This is a genomic window from Actinosynnema sp. NPDC023658 (genome assembly GCF_040639995.1).
Taxonomy (GTDB): Bacteria; Actinomycetota; Actinomycetes; order Mycobacteriales; family Pseudonocardiaceae; genus Actinosynnema.
The window spans coordinates 1-2,068 of sequence record NZ_JBFAAX010000951.1 but is presented as its reverse complement, the minus strand read 5'-3'; the positions used below and the strand labels follow the sequence as shown (position 1 = coordinate 2,068).

General features: G+C 73.3%; 2 protein-coding genes. Both read left to right on the top strand.

Features of this window, described 5'->3' with window-relative positions; genetic code table 11:
* Window positions 1-144: 144 nt before the first annotated feature.
* Window positions 145-615 carry a hypothetical protein gene (locus AB0G02_RS36815; RefSeq protein WP_360804106.1) on the top strand — a complete coding sequence of 157 codons (471 nt, stop codon included), beginning with the start codon at window positions 145-147 and terminating at the stop codon, window positions 613-615.
* A 161-nt stretch (window positions 616-776) separates the two neighbouring features.
* The coding region (locus tag AB0G02_RS36810) for an amino acid adenylation domain-containing protein (RefSeq protein ID WP_360804103.1) at window positions 777-2,068 on the top strand (1,292 nt) is incomplete at its 3' end.

Genomic DNA, 2,068 nt, shown 5'->3' with positions numbered 1-2,068 from the left:
GCGCGGGGGGGCCCCCCCCACCCCGCCCCCCGCGCCCCCCGCGGCGCCGCCGGGGGGGCGCGTCCGCCCGGCCGGGCGGGCCTCCCCCCCCCCGGGGGGGGGGGGCCCGGCCCCCCCCCCCCGCTCGACCCGGCCGAGGGGCGGGTGAAGGCGCAGACCCTCCTCGCCGCACGGCCCGACGCGCCGCTCCGGGAGGTCGCGAGGGAGTCCGGGATCTCCGTCAGCACGGCGCTCGACGTGCGCAGGCGCCTCCAGCGGGGAGAGGACCCGGTGCGCCGCCGACCGGGTCCTGGCCGATCGCCGTCCGTGCCGGTGCCGGTGGTCGCCGGAACCGCCGGACCGGACGATCCGGGCGTCGACCTGCACGCGGTGTTGCAGAGCCTCCGCCGCGATCCCTCGCTGCGTTTCTCGGAAACCGGCCGAACGCTCCTGCAATGGCTGAGCGTGCGGGAACTGGCCGTCGACGACCCCGGTCGGGTCGTCGAATCGATACCCGAGCACGTCCGCGAGAACGTCGCCAAACTGGCGTGGAGTTGTGCCGAGGTGTGGCGGCAGTTAGCACAGGAGCTGCAGCGGGACGCGCGCCGCAGATCGGTTCACGACGAGTCCGCGTAGTTCGCACGCGGGTGCCCGGCTGCTCGGTTCGCATCGCCTGATGGCGTCATTCCAGTGCCCGGGGTATGGTCGTGGAGAAGGCGCGACAAGGCCTTCCACTGATTTCTTCGTGAAGTGGCCGGAGCAATTCAGCACATTCTCAGTCGTTGGGGGGCTGTACTGTGCACTCGGCGTTACCCGAGGACATCACGACGAATTCGATCATCGGCCGGTTCCGCCGGCTCGCGCTCGCGTCACCGGACTCGACGGCGGTGTCGGACGCCGCGGAATCACTGACGCGCGCGGAGCTCTGGCGCCGAACGGAGTCGATCGCCCGGCTGTTGCGGGCGAAGGGGTGCGCGCCCGGCCGCCCGGTCGCGCTGTGCATGGCGGCGACGGTGTCCCGGGTGGCGGCGGTGCTGGGCACGATGGGCATCGGCTCGGCGTACGTGCCGATCGACCCGACCTACCCGGACAGCCGGATCCGCTCGATCGTCGAGTCGTCCGGGGCGGACCGCGTGATCGTCGACGGGACCACCGCGCCGAGGTTCGCGTCGCTGCCGTACGAGGTCGTGGACGTGTCCGAGGCCTCGTCGGTGGTAGGGGAGGGCCCCGCGGTGGTCGAGCCGGGCAGCTCCGACCTGGCCTACGTCATCCACACGTCCGGTTCCACGGGCGAGCCGAAGGGCGTGGCGGTGGAGCACGGCAGCGTCGCGCACCTGCTCGACGCGCTGGACGACGTGCTGCCACGCCGGCGGGACGGGTCGGCCGAGTGCTGGCTGGCGGCGGCGAACGTGTGCTTCGACATGTCGGTGGTGGACCTGTTCTGGCCGCTGACGCGGGGCATCCCCGTCGTGGTCGCGGAGCTGGAGTCCCTGGCCGGCCGGTCCGAGCAGGGCGCGGAGTTCCTGACCGGCGTGCTGACCGGTGGCCGCGTCACCCACTTCCAGGCGACGCCCTCGCTGGTCCAGCTGATGTTGCAGGACCCCTCCCTCGCCGCCGCGATCCGCGGGCTGCACGTGCTCGTCATGGGTGGTGAGATCGTGCAGCCGGACCTGGTCGCCCGGCTCCGGCCGGTGCCCCACGTCTACAACGGTTACGGGCCAACGGAAGCGACCGTCTACACGACGTTGCACGAGTGCTCCGACCTCGACACCGGGGACGTGCCGATCGGGCGGCCCCTGCGCGGTGTGGACCTCCGGGTCGTCGACGAGGACGGCCGGGACTGCCCGCCCGGTGCGCCCGGTGAGCTGCTGATCGGGGGCCCCGGACTGGCGCGCGGCTACCTCGACGACGAGGAGCTCACGGCCCGGAAGTTCCCGGTGCTGGGCGACGGGGACGACCGGCGGCGCTGGTACCGGACCGGTGACGTGGTCAGCGTCGACGCGGACTCCACCGTGCGCTACCGGGGTCGCGTCGACAGCCAGGTCAAGGTCCGCGGCTTCCGGGTCGAGCTGGGCGAGGTCGAAGCGGC